Here is a 15,244-nt window from a genome sequence, read left to right as displayed (position 1 = left end):
AAGAGGGTCTGCAGTATTTTATTGTGAAGTCCCCCACAAACAGGAGAATTACTTTGGCTACAACGATGAAGGAAACGCTTTCAACCACTCCCCCCATTACCGCCATTACTGGCGACAACTACGCCTTCTTCTTCGATGTCGACGGCACTCTGGCAGAAATCCGTGATGAACCGGATGCGGTCACTATTCCCGCAGAGGTTCGCGATCACCTGAAAACCCTGTTTGCCGCCTCATCCGGCGCACTGGCGCTGATTTCAGGCCGTCCGGTGGAGCAACTCGACCAGCTGGCGGCACCGCTGGTGCTGCCTGCGGCGGGCGTGCACGGTGCGGAAATGCGCGACGGTGCAGGTAAACTGCATCGCGTCACCTTACCGGCCGATGTCGAAGCACAGGTGCAGCACACACTGGAACAGGGCATGGCCGAACTGCCGGGCACCTTGCTGGAAACCAAAGGCATGGCCTTTGCGCTTCATTACCGTCAGGCGATGTTGCATCAGCAAAAAGTGCTGGCGCTGGCGGAATCCGTGGTGGCGAACTATCCGGAACTGGTGCTTCAGCCCGGTAAATGCGTTATTGAGATTAAACCCCGCGGCAAGGACAAAGGCGCAGCGATTTACAGCTTTATGCAACAGCCGCCTTTTGCCGGTCGTCTGCCGGTGTTTATCGGCGATGACCTGACCGACGAAAAAGGCTTTGAAGTGGTCAACGCCATGAACGGTATTTCCGTGAAGGTCGGTGAAGGAGAAACCCTGGCCCGTTACCGCGTTAACCGCGTCAGCGATGTTTACCAGTGGATCGAAGCGTTACAACGTCACATTATCACTTTGAACAAGGAGTCAACATTATGAGTCGCCTGGTTGTTGTGTCTAACCGGATTGCCATTCCTGACGGGTCGAAATCGGCGGGCGGGCTGGCTGTAGGGATTTTGGATGCGTTGAAAAATACGTCAGGTGTCTGGTTTGGCTGGAACGGGGAAATCAGCGAATTTTCCGGCGAAGAAGAGGATGATCTCAGCCTGATGGAAGATGACGGCATCACCTATGCGTCCGTGCCGCTCAATCAGAACGATTACGATCTCTATTACTGTCAGTTCTCCAACGCCGTACTTTGGCCAGCGCTTCATTACCGTATCGATCTGGTGGATTTCCAGCGTGAAGCCTGGGAAGGCTATTGCCGGGTCAATGATATGCTGGCGAAAAGATTGCAACCGCTGATCAAACCCGACGATACCCTGTGGATCCACGATTACCATTTACTGCCGTTTGCTGCCGCGCTGCGCAAACTGGGCGTGAAGAACCGCATCGGTTTCTTCCTGCATATCCCGTTCCCGACGCCGGAAATTTTCAACGCCGTTCCCACGCACGATGAACTGCTTAAAATGATGTGCGAATACGATTTGCTGGGCTTCCAGACCGAGGGCGACCGCCTGGCGTTTCTGGATAACCTGAAAGCACTGACCGACATTGAAGACTGCGGCGAAAATCAGCATCAGGCTTTCGGCAGCACCTTTGCCACCGGCGTTTATCCGATCAGTATTGCGCCGGACAGTATCAAAGAAATGGCTGAAGGGCCGCTGCCGCCGAAAATGGCGGCCATGGAACGCGAACTGCGTGAAGCACAGAACATCATTTCCTGTGAACGTCTGGATTACACCAAAGGGCTGCCGGAGCGTTTTCTGGCCTTTGAGGCGTTGCTGGAGAAATTCCCGCAGCACCGTGGCAAGGTGCGCTATTCTCAAATTGCACCCACGTCACGCGGCGATGTGCAGGCCTATCAGGAACTGCGTCATCAGCTGGAAACCGAAGTCGGGCGGATTAACGGCAAATACGGCAGCTTTAACCAGACGCCGCTGTTTTACCTGAATCAGCATTTCCAGCGCAGCCTGTTGATGAAACTGTTCCGGCTGACCGATGTCGGACTGGTAACGCCCCTGCGTGATGGCATGAATCTGGTGGCAAAAGAATATGTCGCCGCGCAGGATCCGAAAGATCCGGGCGTGCTGGTGCTGTCGCAATTTGCCGGTGCAGCCAATGAACTGACCTCTGCGCTGATTGTTAACCCTTACGACCGTGATGATGTGGCGGCGGCGCTGGATAAAGCCCTGACCATGCCACTGGAAGAACGACTTGAACGGTATAACGACATGATGTCGGTGCTGCGCAAAAATGATATTGCGCACTGGGGAGAAACGTATTTGCGGGATCTTTACGCCATTTCGCCGCACGGTGAAACGCCGCAGTCAGGCGGGAAACACAGCACCGGCGCGTAACATTTTCTAAGCATGAGGCTTGCAGCATATGCAAAATGCAAACTACCAGACGAACGAAAACGCCGGGTTGGAAAACGATAAGTTTAACGGCGAAGAGTTTCGTTTGTGCGAACACGAGCCGATTGAACTGATCCTGGACCGCATGATGGATGCGGAACCGGAACCGGAGATGATCGAAGGGCTGCCGCCTTCCGATGCTCTCACGCCTGCTGACCGTTATATGGAACTGTTTACCAGTGTCCAGTCTTCCGGGTTGTTTGAGGACAGTAAAACCTTTCCCGACTGCCCGCCGAAGATGGATCCGCTGGATATCCTGTTGCGTTACCGCCGGATAAAAAACCATCCCGGCTTTAACCTGAAACGCTTTGTCGATGCCCATTTCTGGTTGCCGGAACACCGTGGCGACGAATATATTTCTGACCCCGGCGATTCGCTGAAAGAACACATCGACAAACTCTGGCCGGTGCTGACGCGCCAGCCGGAAGATCATGTGCCCTGGTCCTCCCTGATGACCCTGCCGCAGGCGTATGTCGTGCCGGGCGGGCGTTTCAGCGAGACCTATTACTGGGATTCCTATTTCTCAATGCTCGGGCTGGCTGAAAGTGGCCGCAACGATCTGCTGCGCACCATGGCGGATAATTTCGCCTGGATTATCGAGATGTACGGCCACATCCCTAACGGTAACCGCACCTATTACCTCAGCCGCTCGCAGCCACCGGTGTTTGCGCTGATGGTGGAGCTGTTCGAGGAAGACGGCGTACGCGGGGCGAGGCGCTATCTCGATCACCTGAAAATGGAATATGAATTCTGGATGGACGGCGCAGAATCGCTTTCCCCCAATCAGGCTTACCGTCACGCGGTTTGTCTGCCGGATGGCACGCTGCTCAACCGTTACTGGGATGACAGGGATACGCCCCGCGATGAATCCTGGCGGGAAGATGTCGAAACCGCGAAACTGTCCAGCCGTCCGGCCAACGAGGTTTACCGTGATTTGCGTGCCGGTGCGGAATCCGGCTGGGATTATTCCTCACGCTGGCTGCGCGACGGCCATCGCCTCGCCAGTATCCGCACCACGCAATTTATCCCGGTCGATCTGAATGCTTTCCTCTACAAACTGGAAAGCGCCATCGCCAATATTTCCGGGCTGAAAGGCGACAGGGGCGTTGAGGCGCAGTTTCGCCGCAAAGCGGAAACCCGCCGTGAAGCCATCAACCGGTATCTGTGGGACGACAGCGAAGGGTGTTTCCGCGATTACGACTGGCATCGTCAGAAAATGGCACTGTTTTCTGCGGCCAGCGTCGTGCCGCTTTACGTCGGACTCGCCAGCCATTATCAGGCGGAACGGCTGGCAGAAGCCATTCGCAGCCGGTTACTCACACCGGGCGGTATCATGGCGACCGAGTATGAAACCGGCGAGCAGTGGGATAAACCTAACGGCTGGGCACCGCTGCAATGGATGGCGATCCAGGGCTTTAAACAATACGGCAACGATGCGCTGGGCGATCTCATCGCACGCAGCTGGCTGAAAACCGTGAATCAGTTCTATCAGCAGCACCACAAACTGATCGAGAAATACCATATTTCCGGCGGCGCACCGCGGGAAGGGGGCGGCGGGGAATATCCGCTTCAGGACGGCTTCGGCTGGACCAACGGCGTCGTCCGGCGGCTGATCGGGCTGTATGGCGAGAATTACGATTAATTAAGGGACTCTTTTTAATGCCCTTATGTTTTCCGTCATGAACCGGACGGGCGCTGGCGGTGTACCCTTGATCATTCCTGCGGCACATCGCTGCCGGAATAATAAGGTAAGGCTCCGGAAGGAGCCTTACCTTATTATTCCGGCGTATGCTTTACACTTCTTTCTTCAAATAAATACCTGGCCGGGTGATGGCCCACGTATAGTTGGGTTCATTCACCGGCGTGTAGCCAAACTTCTCGTAAAGCCACGGCGCGGTCGAAGTGAACAGCGCCATGCGCCGCAGTTTTGCCGTCACCGGATGCGACTGTACGCACTCTATCAGCCACGCCCCCAGATTTTTCCCCTGATAATCTTCCAGCACATACACATCGCACAGGTACGCGAAGGTGGCATAATCGGTGATAAAGCGGGCGTAACCGATCTGTTTTCCGCCGTCGAACAAGCCGAAGTTCAGACTGTTTTCGGCACCTGCACGCACCGTTTGCTCGTCAATGCCCGGCGCCCAGGTGGAGCGGGTCAGATAGGCGTGAACCGCCGGAATATCCAGTTTCTCAATGTCCGTGGTGATCAGATAGTGGTCTTTGGTCCAGTTGCATACATCTTTCAGGTTTGTCACGGGATCCTCACAATGATGTTATAAAACAGGCTGTTTTCTACCTTAGCGGTTATCTGGGAGAAATTCACGCCTGCGCCGGACTATAAAAAACAGTCAGGATGATGTATCCTGCACTGATTATTGGTATGCTGTATATAATTACAGTATAAGGAGCGAATCATGGCTGTTGAAACAAAATTTGTTGTCGTCAGAAAAGGTGAAGAGAAAATGACATTTGCCAATAAGAAAGAAGCGGACGCTTACGACAAAATGCTCGACATGGCAGATGCTTTCACGGAATGGCTGTTACAAAGCAATCTTGAAATGGATGAAGCGCTGGCCGAAAACATTGCGCTTCACCTTGCCGAGCAGAAAGACGCGGTTCAGCACATCCTGCGCACCAGCAAACTGCCGGAAACCGACACAGTACAACCTCCTGTTGCAGAAACCCCGGCGGCTGAGGAAGCAGAAAACGTGGCTTCTGAAGACGTTGTGGCTGAAGAAGCGGCACCGGCCAAAAAAGTGCGCGCCGTCAAAGCCGCGTAACGGTCAGCACAGCGCGCTTCACCGCGCGCTTTCTTCCTCACCGTATTGCCCGTTCAGTACTTCAGCGGCAGGCGGATCACTTCTTTCAGAATGCCGTTATCCAGCGTCACATATCCCCCCTGTTTCAGTTGCGACAGCACTTTCATGATCGTGCTGCGGGAAAGTTGCGTCTTGAGCTGAATATATTGGGCAGCAGGAATGTTTTCGCGAATTTCCGGCGGTTCACTGATCAGTTCCAGAAGCTGGTGCCGGAGAATTTCATAAGAGGTCGGGGCCATCAGCAGACTGCTTTTGACATACAGTTTCTGACTCATCCTCATCAGATGCCGCGTCATCAGTTCCCACAAATCCAGCCGCTCAATCACTTCACGCATTTCTTTTACGGTGGCAACCGCAATTTCTGATTCGTCCTGTGCCTGAATAAACATACGGGATCCCGGCGGCACCGCGCCACCCAGACCGATAATGCCCGGAACGGAGAGGGTGCCGATCAGTACCGGCTCAGGGTTATGGAATATCTTGAACCAGCCTTTGCGGATGAAATAACAATAGACCTCCCCGTTTTCATGAAGATAAAAACGTGAGCCGGGAGGAACAGGTTTGAATTGCACACAGGGGCTGAGTTTCTCGAAAAGCTCGGCGGTGGCCTGATCGAGGGCATTGCCCGGGGCATTCTCAGCAGACATATTGATGTACCTGTGCAGAAGATAATGGCAGGGAATTGCTTTAAATTTAGCATAATTCCCTGCCACTATACGCAAAGAAACCCGGCTTCCCGGCAGGTAAAAATGTGAGTTTTCTTTACTGATAGGCGAGCGTGAACGTCGCGGTAGCATTGGCGATACCCGGCGTGACGGTGGCCGCTGACTGATAATAGCGGGCCGTGAACGGCACATTCAGCGTCGCGCCTGCGCTGGCGATCGCACCGACCGGGAAATAGCTGTCAAATACCACCGGCAAATTGTTGTACAACATCTGGATCCCCACGCCCCCCGCATTACCGGCCGCCGGGGTTAAACCGATAACCCCGGCGGGCTTAGACGCATACACCGGCGATGACATCGACATGCTGACGTTAACCGGGGTATCGCAGGTGACCGGCACGGTGAACAGGGTTTGTGCTGAGGTAGAACCGACGCCCCGAAAGTCGGAAGCGGGGATCCGCCCGAGCCGCACGGGCACGGTGATGCCGGTCGTGCAGGCGACGCTTTTATAAATGATGTTCCCTGAGTAAGACACCGAACTGTCCGCATTACTCCCCAGACCGTAGCCGGTGTTGTACATACCAATCCCAAAGATAGTCTGTGCGCGCAGGAGCGAGCCGGAACCCACCGTGGCCGAGGTTTTAACTAATTCCAGCGTCATGTTGATGGAAAAGGTTTTCGCAGGCGTATTGGAGATATACCCCAGCGGGGTATTTCGCGTGTCACATCCGGCACCTCCGCCAGCCACCCGTTGCCCGGCACCGTTCACCAGCGCGATGCCGATCCCGCTGACGCCGGTGTTATACACACCCGGCATCCCGGCAACTTCAGTCCCTGAACCATAGTAACAGGTGATGATCACCGCCCCTTGCGGCACGCCGCTGATGGCGGCGCAGTTACCTGCAAAACTGAATGCCCTTTCGGTGCCGGGGATCACGGAGCCGACCGGCAATGTGGCATCCACGGCCACGGCGCTTAACGTCGCCTTCCCCGGAATATCGGGGGAACTGGTGCAACCCGAGTTAGCCGCCTGCGCCGCAGGTGAGAGAAAACACAGCCCCGACACCAGACCCGCCAGCAATAGGATCCTTTTCATCCATTTCGTTATCTTCATCATTCCCTCACTGACAAGGCACGTTCAGCATCTGAACGCCCGCGCTGCCGGTCGTTGGTTTTGTCAGGCTAAATCTGACCTGACAATGTTCACCCGCATTTTTGCCCCACTGCACATTCAGCAGGCCGCTGTCTGCCAGTCCGGTCAGGTACACCTGACCGCCGTCGCCGACGATAAAGCCCTGCACGCTGGCCTGTGCCGGATCGTCCACCGTCGCACCGAAAGGTACCGGCGCGCCGCCTGCGCGCAGTAACGTCATCAGCACACGCTGGCCGACGTGTGTGTCGAAACTGGCCCTGACCACCGCGCCACGGGTCGGCACCACGTTCTGACTGGTGAGCGTCAGTTCGACGTCTTCCGGCAGCGTTTCGGTGTTCAGCTGTACCTGATTTTGCCGGTAAGGCGTGGTGTAAGGCAGGATGGCGTAACCGCGCCAGTCGGTTTTCACCCCGGTCTGATTACTGATACCCACGCCTTTCGCGCCCGGCGCTTCGACCAGTGCGACGGTTTCGCCCATCGGCTGACCGAAGGTAACCCCCTGCTGATGAGCCACAATGCCGCCCTGCAAACCGTAATTCAGCCGTTTGCTGTTCTGGTCATAGCCGTAACCGGCACTGACTTCGCCGTAGGTGCCGCGATAATCGGCGTTCATATTGCCGCTGTTGCCGGTCCCGCCGGTGCCGTAGCCTTCCTGTACGGACCAGCTGAGATTGTTATCCGCCAGTGCCGTCCCGCTCAGGCCCGCACTGTGTGAGGTGTTGCCCTGCTGGCTGGTATTGACGTTATAAGTGGCGTAGGTATTGCCCGTGACACCGCCGAGCGGCACGCTGAGGTTGAATCCGAAGACCTGATCTTTGTTGTAGATCCGCCCGTTGCTGGCGTGATATCCGCTGTTGCCGCTGTCGCCTGACGTGGAATTGATGTTGTAGCTGTAGCTCAGCCCGTAGCTGATACCGTGCCAGCCATTGTTATAGCCGATGCCGACAGAGCGCAGTGTGCGGCTGCTGTTCCAGTAATCCTGACTGACCCAGCTCAGGGACACGGATCCCCCGTCTTCCCACAGGTTCTGACTCAGGGTCATCTCGCTGCGGTTGCGGCGGCGTTCTGTCTGTACCGTCAGCGGTGTCTCACGCCAGGTGTCGAGCGTTTCCTGCAGGCTGTAATAGCCGTCAGTCGAATAGCGGTAACCGGCGATCGCAAAGTTGGTGCCGGTCTGCACGATGTTTTTGCTGTAGCGCACCCGCCATGACTGTCCGGTTTCCTGTGAGGTGTTTTGCAGGGCCGAACGCGCGACGGTGGCGTCTGCGGAAAGGGCGCCCAGATCCCCCAGATTTTTCCCCAGCCCGAGCGCGAGGGACTGATAGTGACCGGCATATTGCCCGCCGCCGTACGCCGTGAACCCCTGCGGTAAACCATAAATCACCGTGCCCTGCATAAAGGACGAACGTTCGACGCTGTTGTCATAAGCGCGGTACTGGCCGCCGGTCAGGCTGTATTTCAGCCGTCCTTCACGTTGCAGAACGGGGAGCGAGGCAAAAGGCACGGCAAAAATCTGCTCGCTGCCATCGGCTTCTTTGATGGTGACGATCAAATCGCCGGAGCCGCCCGTCGGGAACATGTCGGTGATTTCAAACGCGCCCGGTGCCACATAGCGCTGATCGATGACATAGCCGTTCTGGCGGATAATCACCTGAGCGTTGGTGCGCGCGATACCGCGAACCACCGGCGCATAGCCTTTCAGGCTGTCCGGCACCATGTCATCGTCGGAAGCCAGTTGCGCGCCGCGAAACGGCACGCTGTCAAACACATCGGCGGGCGAGGTGCTGTCGCCCAGCACCATCAGGCTTTTGAGCGCAATAATGCTGCGCGATGCGTAGGTATATACCGTGTCCCACTTATCCTGACCGCTGCTGTCGCGGTTCCAGGTGGTGTAATTACGCAAACGCCACGGACCAGCGTTGATGCCGGGACGCAGGTTGGCGTATTGCGACTGCCCGTCAGTGGCGTGATTTCCCCGCCCGCTGCTGGCAGCACCGCTCAGGTTGTAGTTGAGTAAAAACGCCGGAATACCGTTGTCCCACTGACTTTCCGCCACATATCCCCGGGCTTTTTGCGCGATGGCAATCTGCGGCACGCTGAGAAGAAGTTGCTGTGCGCTGAAACGAAATTCGGCACTGGCCTGCGGGATGGCACGCAGATCGGCGCATTGCGCGCTGTGTTCGCCCAGCGCCGGATACAGATCGGTTTTGACGCCCATCTCACTGAGTTGCGCGACACTCAGGCAGGGCTGCAGGCTTTCCTGACCCTGAGCATCTTTACGCATGGAAAACGTCACGTCGCGGGTGTCCTGCTGCTGGTTATTAAGATAAATATCCACGCGGTACACCCCCGGCAACTGGCCGGTGTCTTGTTCGAACACCGTCAGATCCGTGGTTCCCTGACCGGGATTGTCTCTTTCCAGCAACGCCGGATTGAAATAATCACTGGCATAAGCAGGTAATGATGAGCTGCCGAGCAGCGTCAGTTGCCCGGCGATGAAACAGGCCAGACGGCTGAAACGCCGGCATGGCTGGCACAGACTCCGTTTATTTTGGCTCTTCATGATTTCCACATCCCTGTTTTCAACATTTGCCCAGTGGGGTATCCCACGCCGTTTGACTTACAACGCTTTGCTGTGTGCCACGCCGATAGCGCCGTAATCACTGATAATTTTCCAGCTCACGGTGTTACCGCCCGCGCCTGCTGGCAGGGCAAAACTGGCGGTGGTTCCCGGCGCGACATACGTCACCTCTTTCAGCGCCTGTCCGCCAAGGCGGATTTCCATAAAATTCATGTAGAAAGGTGTCGGGTTGCTCACCTGCAACAGATTGCCGCTGCGCTGCCAGCGCAACTGGTCGGTCAGATCTTCCGGCACGCCGTTCAGCCCTTGCGGACGGTAAATCAGCTTGATGCGTGTTTTGACCGCAATCTGCAGGGTGTTCTGGCTGTGATCTTTTTCCGCTGAAGGAATGGCTTTGATGTTCAGCCAGAACAGCGATTCTTTATCTGCGGGCAGATTTCCACCGGCCCGCACCACGCGCAGCACATTGGTCTGGCCGTTACCTAAACGGAACAGCGGCGGCGTGATCACAAAGGGGGCTTTCTCAGCGCCGCCGCTGACCGTTTCCGTCCAGCTCTGGACCAGATAAGGCTGCGTGTCCGGATTGCTGACGCTCAGTGAAGACTCCTTTTTATTGCCGTCATAAATCAGGCGTGTACCGCCCACGACCACACCGGCCTGTGCGGAGACAGCAGACAGCAGTAATGCCGCCAGCAAGGTGGCAGGGATGATGTTCATTGGTTAACTCCGAAAACAGAAAGAAGGCTGGCAAAGACATTGCCAGCCGGATTAACAGGCTTTACCCGTCGGGAAAGCAGAAATTAGTTGTAGGTGACCGAGAAGTTGGCTGCCGCGTTGGCCGGACCGGCATTAACGGTGGAAGACGTGGCGATGTAGCGTGCGACGAACTCCAGGTTGTTATCTTGCGCGGTGGTCAGTGCATAAGCCTGAGAATCTGTGAACAGCGGCAGCACGTTATCAGACGCATCAGAAATCTGAATGCCTACGCCGGTGGCGACGCCAGATTGTGGCGTCAGTGCCAGTACACCGGTATTACCCTGAACGTTGGTGCCATCAAATTTGACGGACGCGGTGCTGACTGTCGCCGGACAGTTTTTCAGTTGCAGCACGAATTTCGTCGCCGCAGCGGTAGAGCCTGCACCGGTAAATTCGGTTTTCGCCACACTGCCCATATTGACGTTCAGCGGATTGGAAGGCGTGTTCACGATGTCACAACCCGCATCAATGATTTCACCCGTAAAATTAACCTGTCCACCTGCTGCTAAAACGGAAGAAGCAGAAAACACAGCGGTCATAGCAACAGCAGCAGCAATAAGATTCTTTTTCATAACAATTCCTTGAGTAAAACTATTCCGACGCCGGGCGTAATGAATATTCGTTATTGATGAATAACGATTTCACGCGACCGGAATGTCCATGAGTAAATGACGTTCTGATGGGCAACAGGAGGCCGTCAATCGCAGCGTAAAATATGAATCAGGATATTAATAATCTCTCTTTTCATAAAATCACGGCCGGGATCAATTTTCGTGGCGTTTATTGCTTACGACAATTCTGATATAAACAGGCTTACTGATTCAAGGGAATTATGAGTGTAATTTTACACCGACAAACGACTTTATAACCTTTCTGTAATTCGCATAATCCACGCAGAAATTACCGGTCATCCAGCGCCGGCCGGTAACATTATTTCGTGGAGAGCAACAGAATGCATGACGGGAAAAAGCCTTTCTTTACAGACAACTGTAACGTAAGAGATAAAAAACCGATCGGTGATATCGATATACTGATGAAAAACCTGAATCCGTTTTCTAACAAATTAGAAACAAAAGACGGCCAGTTACTTAACTACACGTCAGGCGGTGAACGACATTGCTTCTTATTACACAAAGGCACCGTTTTGCTTTACCGTAAAATTGACGGCATGGTGTTAAACTCGGAATCCGCCCCTTATGTATTTGGGTTGAGCACGCAACTCACTGAACCGGATTATTTATTTATCCGCATCCATGAATCCTCCGAGGTCAGTTATCTTCCCCTTGAAGAAGCCAATAAAATCATTGAGCGGGAAAATTTATGGAAAAGTCTGGCGCATCTCTTAATTTTTACCGCAACGCGGGTTTATGACCATTGCGCAAAAATTTCGGCATTATCTTCCTACGAGATAATCTGTTATCAGCTTTATGAACTGATGTATGAGACGGAAGAAATAAGAGAGAATATCAGCACAGTGTCTTATGTCATGAACCGGACGTTTTTATCACGCAGCAGTATTATGAAAATTCTGGCGCAACTGAAAACCGGCGGTTATATCACGATGGAAAAGGGCATTCTAAAAGCGATTAATCATATTCCTTCAAGGTACTGAGCGAACGGGGCATAATCGGCTTTTCTCTGTCATGCAAAAGGAAAGGCCATGAAACCAGAACTTCCGTATTCGCTGCAAACCCTCCCGGCTCCGGCCGTCTGGCATCAGGTTGCATCGCCGGTGTTGTCAGATGACACCCTGCGTTTACGTTTACAGCAGGTGCTTGCCGCCATGAAACGCCTGAGTCTGGACCATCTGGTGATTTATGCCGATAAGGAACACGGTGGCAATTTTGAATACCTCGCCGGATTTATCCCGCGTTTTGAAGAAGCCTTACTGGTGGTGCGTGCCACGGCCGAACTGACCTACATCATGGGCAACGAAAACCTGAAACTGGTGCCGCATGCCCGCAACCCCGGCAAATGTCTGCATGCGCCGGTATTTTCCCTGCCAAACCAGCCGATGCAATCTCATCAGCCTTTGCACGAATTGCTGAAAAGCGCCGGTATAGCGCCTGCGCAACAGACGGGCATCGCGGGCTGGAAACTCTTCCGCTGCGATCCGGCCACGGATAAATTCACCTTCGATGTGCCCGCGTTTGTGCTGGACGCCGTCCGCACCGCCGCCGGACATGACGCGGTCGTTAACGCCACCGGCCTGTTTATTTCCCCTGAAAGCGGCACACGGCGGATTAACAACGCCAATGAAGTGGCGTTTTACGAGTACGGCGCGAATCTGGCCTCCACCCGCGTCTTGACGGCGCTGGATGCCGTTGAACCGGGGAAAACTGAAAAACAGATCGGCCAGTTGCTGGCAGGAGACGGGCAGCAAAACACAGTGGTGATGATTGCCGCCACCGGTGACCGTTTTGCCCATGCGACACTTTATCCTTCCGATAAAATCATCCGCGAGGGCGATAAATTTTCCCTGACCGTCGGCTACAAAGGCGGACTGACCAGCCGTTCGGCCTATGTCGTGGCGAATGAAGCGGCGTTACCGCCAGCCGTCTCCGACTGGCTGGCGCGGGTCGCGATGCCGTATTACCACACCGTGGTGACCTGGCTGGAAACGCTGCGGATCGGCATGACCGGCGGTGAGCTTTACCGGCGGGTCGAAGAAACGCTGCCACAACGTGATTTCCACTGGCATCTCAATCCCGGTCATCTGGTGGCCGATGAAGAATGGCTGTGCTCACCGGTTTATGACGGTTCGTCCATCCCGCTGGAAAGCGGCATGCTTTTCCAGATCGACATTATTCCGTCGGTCGCCGGTTATGGCGGCAGCAGTATTGAAGATACGGTGGCACTGGCGGACAGCACGCTGCGCCGGGAGCTGGCAACCCGCTTCCCGGATGTCTGGCAGCGCATGCTGACACGTAAGAAATACCTGACAAATTTGCTGAACCTTCGCCTTTCCGACGATGTGATTTTGCTGTCAAACACCGTGGGTTATCTGCGGCCTTTCCTGCTGGATAAGGCACGGGCGCTGGTGAAGCAATAACCCTGAGGTGCAAAAAAACCGCAATTACTCCGTCACAATTCATCATGTTTACTAATCTATTACAGGTACGCCTGTGGGTTGCCGTGCTTTTCCTGCGCGGTAACCGTGGATAAGTAAAGGAGACGGACATGCAAACGCACCCGATTTCAGAGCGCCGGGGAGCTGCAGTGGCGCTGTACGAACTGTTAAATCCCATTCCTGTTGGTTTTTTTGTCGCGGCCTGGATCTTCGACATTCTGTATATGAAAACCTTTATCAACATGTGGACGGATGCCGCCAGCTGGCTGATTGTGCTGGGGCTGATCATTGCCATCATTCCCCGCCTGATCAATCTGTTTCAGGTCTGGGTCGGCAGCCGCTACCGCCACAACCCGCCGGTCAGACTGCACTTCTGGCTGAATCTTGTCGCCATCGTGCTGGCCATCTTTAATGCCTTCATCCACAGCCGCGATGCTTACGCCGTGGTGCCTGCGGGCGTCATTCTGTCGACGCTGACGGTGGTGCTTCTGCTGCTGGCCAACGTTCAGCTCGCGTTACGCGACCGCACAGCATAAGGAGACATGCGATGAAAAATCACCAACGGGCATTGCTCGCCCTGACGCTCGCCGCGCTGCTGAGCAGTTGCGATGACAGTTCACAAATCGATCCGAAGAAACAAACCGGCGCAAACCCTGAGCTGCCGAAAGCACAAAACTTCCTGATGCCGCCGATGAAAGTGCCGGAAGGTGTGCCATGGAAAACCGGCGAAATGCCGAAAGTGGCGGAAGGGCTGAAGATCGAGAAAATCGCCGATGGCCTGAAACACCCGCGTCAGGTCTATGTGCTGCCCAATAACGACGTGCTGGTGGCGGAATCCAACGGTCCGGCGAAAAAACCGATCTTCCGGCCGAAAGAGTTAATCATGGGGCTGGTGCAGAAATCGTCCGGTAAAGGCGGTGAGGGTGGCAACAGCATCACGCTGCTGCGCAATGTCGGCGGAAAATGGGAGAAACACCCGTTTATCGCCAGCGTGAACTCGCCATTCGGCATGCAGCTGACCGGCAATACGCTGTGGGTCGCCAGTGCGGACAGCCTGATTAAATACCCGTACCAGACCGGCGAAACGCAGATCACCGCGCCGGGCGAAGTGGTGACCCCGCTGCCGGGCGGGCCGATCAATCATCACTGGACCAAATCCCTGCTGGCCAGCCCGGACGGTAGCAAGCTGTATGTCGGCGTCGGCTCCAACAGTAACATCACCGAAAACGGCATCGGGGCGGAAGACCATCGCGCCGCAGTGCTGGAAATCGATGCCGCGACCGGTGCCAGCCGGATTTATGCCAGCGGGTTGCGCAATCCGACCGGTCTGCAATGGGAGCCGCAGAGCGGGAAATTGTGGGCGGTGGTGAATGAGCGCGATGAAATCGGCTCGGATCTGGTGCCGGATTACATGACCTCGGTGCAGGAACATGGTTTCTACGGCTGGCCTTACAGCTATTACGGTCAGCATGTGGATGAACGCGTTAAACCGCCGCGTCCTGATCTGGTGCAAAAAGCCATCAAACCGGATTACGCCATCAGTTCGCACGTCGCGCCGCTCGGATTGCTGTTCTATACCGGCGATAACATGCCGCAATACCGCGGCGGTGCCTTCGTCAGTGAACACGGCAGCTGGAACCGCAAACCGCTGAACGGGTATCAGGTGATGTGGGTGAAATTCGAAAACGGCAAACCGGTGGGACTGCCGCAGCCTGTCGTTACCGGCTTCCTGACGGATGATCAGAAACAGGTGCGTGGCCTGCCGGTCGGGCTGGCGAAGGATAAACAGGGGGGCGTGCTGATTGCCGATGACGCCGGAAACACCCTTTGGCGCGTCAGTAAGGCGCAATAAAATCCTGCTCAGGAATGCG

Annotated in this window: 14 protein-coding genes; 8 read left to right on the top strand and 6 right to left on the bottom strand. The window is 55.2% G+C overall.

Annotated elements, in window-relative coordinates:
* Positions 1 to 65 precede the first annotated feature (65 nt).
* From otsB to treF, 3 genes are read left to right on the top strand one after another with little or no spacing between them, the layout of a single operon-like run.
* Positions 66 to 848, top strand: a complete 783-nt coding sequence (gene otsB / locus EDF78_RS00980) for a trehalose-phosphatase (RefSeq protein ID WP_133822551.1) — start codon at positions 66 to 68, stop codon at positions 846 to 848.
* The gene (gene otsA, locus EDF78_RS00975; protein ID WP_133822294.1) at positions 845 to 2,269 is read left to right on the top strand and encodes an alpha,alpha-trehalose-phosphate synthase; all 1,425 of its coding nucleotides are present in this window, start codon (positions 845 to 847) and stop codon (positions 2,267 to 2,269) included. Before otsB ends, otsA begins: the two co-directional genes overlap by 4 nt.
* Positions 2,270 to 2,297: 28 nt before the next feature.
* Positions 2,298 to 3,968 carry an alpha,alpha-trehalase TreF gene (gene treF, locus EDF78_RS00970; protein ID WP_243839402.1) on the top strand — a complete coding sequence of 557 codons (1,671 nt, stop codon included), beginning with the start codon at positions 2,298 to 2,300 and terminating at the stop codon, positions 3,966 to 3,968.
* 151 nt (positions 3,969 to 4,119) lie between these two features.
* On the opposite strand, the gene EDF78_RS00965 is transcribed toward treF, so the two are convergent.
* Positions 4,120 to 4,584: a GNAT family N-acetyltransferase gene (locus tag EDF78_RS00965; protein WP_133822293.1), complete on the bottom strand. Its 465-nt coding sequence runs from the start codon at positions 4,582 to 4,584 to the stop codon at positions 4,120 to 4,122.
* Between the two features lie 159 nt (positions 4,585 to 4,743).
* On the opposite strand from EDF78_RS00965, the gene EDF78_RS00960 reads away from it, so the two are divergent.
* Entirely contained in the window at positions 4,744 to 5,109 is a 366-nt protein-coding gene (locus tag EDF78_RS00960; protein ID WP_095925732.1) for a YebG family protein, read from the top strand.
* A 53-nt stretch (positions 5,110 to 5,162) separates the two neighbouring features.
* On the opposite strand, the gene EDF78_RS00955 is transcribed toward EDF78_RS00960, so the two are convergent.
* The 5 genes from EDF78_RS00955 to EDF78_RS00935 all read right to left on the bottom strand — a co-directional run bounded on the left by EDF78_RS00955 (position 5,163) and on the right by EDF78_RS00935 (position 10,875).
* Positions 5,163 to 5,795, bottom strand: coding sequence for a winged helix-turn-helix transcriptional regulator (locus tag EDF78_RS00955; RefSeq protein ID WP_095925731.1), 633 nt, complete (start codon positions 5,793 to 5,795; stop codon positions 5,163 to 5,165).
* Between the two features lie 115 nt (positions 5,796 to 5,910).
* On the bottom strand, positions 5,911 to 6,909 hold the full coding sequence (locus EDF78_RS00950; protein ID WP_243839401.1) for a fimbrial protein: 999 nt from the start codon (positions 6,907 to 6,909) through the stop codon (positions 5,911 to 5,913).
* A gap of 25 nt (positions 6,910 to 6,934) precedes the next feature.
* On the bottom strand, positions 6,935 to 9,529 hold the full coding sequence (locus EDF78_RS00945; protein ID WP_133822292.1) for a fimbria/pilus outer membrane usher protein: 2,595 nt from the start codon (positions 9,527 to 9,529) through the stop codon (positions 6,935 to 6,937).
* Positions 9,530 to 9,586: 57 nt separating this feature from the next.
* Complete coding sequence (locus EDF78_RS00940) at positions 9,587 to 10,264, bottom strand: molecular chaperone (RefSeq protein WP_095925728.1); 678 nt, start codon at positions 10,262 to 10,264, stop codon at positions 9,587 to 9,589.
* Positions 10,265 to 10,347: 83 nt separating this feature from the next.
* A complete protein-coding gene (locus EDF78_RS00935; protein ID WP_095925727.1) occupies positions 10,348 to 10,875 on the bottom strand; it encodes a fimbrial protein in 528 nt (175 codons plus the stop codon).
* 380 nt (positions 10,876 to 11,255) lie between these two features.
* On the opposite strand from EDF78_RS00935, the gene EDF78_RS00930 reads away from it, so the two are divergent.
* The 4 genes from EDF78_RS00930 (at position 11,256) to EDF78_RS00915 (ending at position 15,225) form a co-directional block, all read left to right on the top strand.
* A complete protein-coding gene (locus tag EDF78_RS00930) occupies positions 11,256 to 11,915 on the top strand; it encodes a winged helix-turn-helix transcriptional regulator (protein ID WP_133822291.1) in 660 nt (219 codons plus the stop codon).
* Between the two features lie 48 nt (positions 11,916 to 11,963).
* Positions 11,964 to 13,355, top strand: a complete 1,392-nt coding sequence (locus tag EDF78_RS00925; protein WP_133822290.1) for a M24 family metallopeptidase — start codon at positions 11,964 to 11,966, stop codon at positions 13,353 to 13,355.
* Positions 13,356 to 13,483: 128 nt separating this feature from the next.
* Positions 13,484 to 13,909, top strand: coding sequence for a DUF2231 domain-containing protein (locus tag EDF78_RS00920; protein WP_133822289.1), 426 nt, complete (start codon positions 13,484 to 13,486; stop codon positions 13,907 to 13,909).
* A gap of 11 nt (positions 13,910 to 13,920) precedes the next feature.
* Positions 13,921 to 15,225: a sorbosone dehydrogenase family protein gene (locus EDF78_RS00915; RefSeq protein WP_133822288.1), complete on the top strand. Its 1,305-nt coding sequence runs from the start codon at positions 13,921 to 13,923 to the stop codon at positions 15,223 to 15,225.
* The last annotated feature ends 19 nt before the right edge of the window (positions 15,226 to 15,244 follow it).

It is taken from the genome of Rahnella sp. BIGb0236 (genome assembly GCF_004364755.1).
GTDB lineage: Bacteria > Pseudomonadota > Gammaproteobacteria > Enterobacterales > Enterobacteriaceae > Rahnella > Rahnella victoriana.
The sequence above is the reverse complement of the archived record's forward strand: the minus strand, read 5'-3'. Positions and strand labels throughout refer to the sequence as shown.